At 45.1% G+C, this 1,010-nt stretch carries 2 protein-coding genes; both read right to left on the reverse strand.

The features are described from left to right. Positions 1 to 86 precede the first annotated feature (86 nt). The gene (locus AAIL67_RS24680) at positions 87 to 284 is read right to left on the reverse strand and encodes a DUF4926 domain-containing protein (RefSeq protein WP_122974457.1); all 198 of its coding nucleotides are present in this window, start codon (positions 282 to 284) and stop codon (positions 87 to 89) included. Between the two features lie 5 nt (positions 285 to 289). Further along, a partial coding sequence (locus AAIL67_RS24685) for a DUF6883 domain-containing protein (RefSeq protein ID WP_343485399.1) occupies positions 290 to 1,010 on the reverse strand: 721 nt, incomplete at its 5' end.

Raw genomic sequence — 1,010 nt, forward strand, 5'->3', positions numbered from 1 at the left:
ACCGCGAACCAGGATGGTGCTGCCACGTGCGCTGTCGCTGTACCGATTTATGCAACAGCGCCGCTTGCAAGGAAAGACCTATATATTCATTCTAATACTTCGAATTGGTGCTCCTTTAGCACAACTTGCGCAATAGTTCTTCCTTTTTCATCGCAAAACTCTATTTCATAGGCTATTTCCGGGTCCGAAAAAATTTCAACTATTACTCCTAAGTCACCTTTGTATAATTTCTCTGAAGATATGTTTTCTATCAAACGAATAGTTCTATTAATACTTAAAATCATATAATTTATTTCACGAAAATTGTAGTTAGTTCTGGAGTATCGGAGCCCGGCTTGTAGATCCATCCACTTCTAACGATGCCACTTCCCCCCGGTCCAACAACGGAAATATCCACAGTAAACCGAGCTCCATATTGATCAATTTTTCCAGGTATTGGAGTATTTTTCATAACACCTTCCTGCAGCTGCTTCATTAAAATATCTGAATTTTCTTTGTTAAATCCCAATGCAGATTCAAAAACGCGAGCCTTATTCCCTCCAACTGGATGATCTGGATTCAACGCATAATCTTTTAATTTTCGCTGATCAATTATTGCACGCTCTGCGCCTATGAGAGAATGAGCACCTTCAGAAATCCCTGAAGCACCTGCTTTTACATAATTGGTGGGATCAGTAGCGTTATTGATCTGTTTCAGAGTTTTTGTAACAGAAGAGACAGTGGGCTCTCCCACTTTCTTAAGCACACCTCCTACCACTGGCACTACCCCAATAGCAGCCCAGAATCGACTAGTCTCCTCCCCCGTCAGGCTGCTCTGGCCCGTGATCAATTGCAGTACCGACTCTCCCGTTCCATAGACCGGAGCCAACTCCAGCATCAGTTGCGCCAACTCCTGGGCCTGATGCTGGGTCATGGAGCTGACTTGCGCAATGGCTGCCAGATTAGCCGCTCGTTCCACCTGAGCTACTTGCTGGTCGATGCTCAGAAAGTCCGCCTGGGTGCAGTTAGCG

The organism is Comamonas sp. A7-5 (assembly GCF_039581385.1).
In the GTDB taxonomy this organism is placed as follows: Bacteria; Pseudomonadota; Gammaproteobacteria; order Burkholderiales; family Burkholderiaceae_C; genus Comamonas; species Comamonas thiooxydans.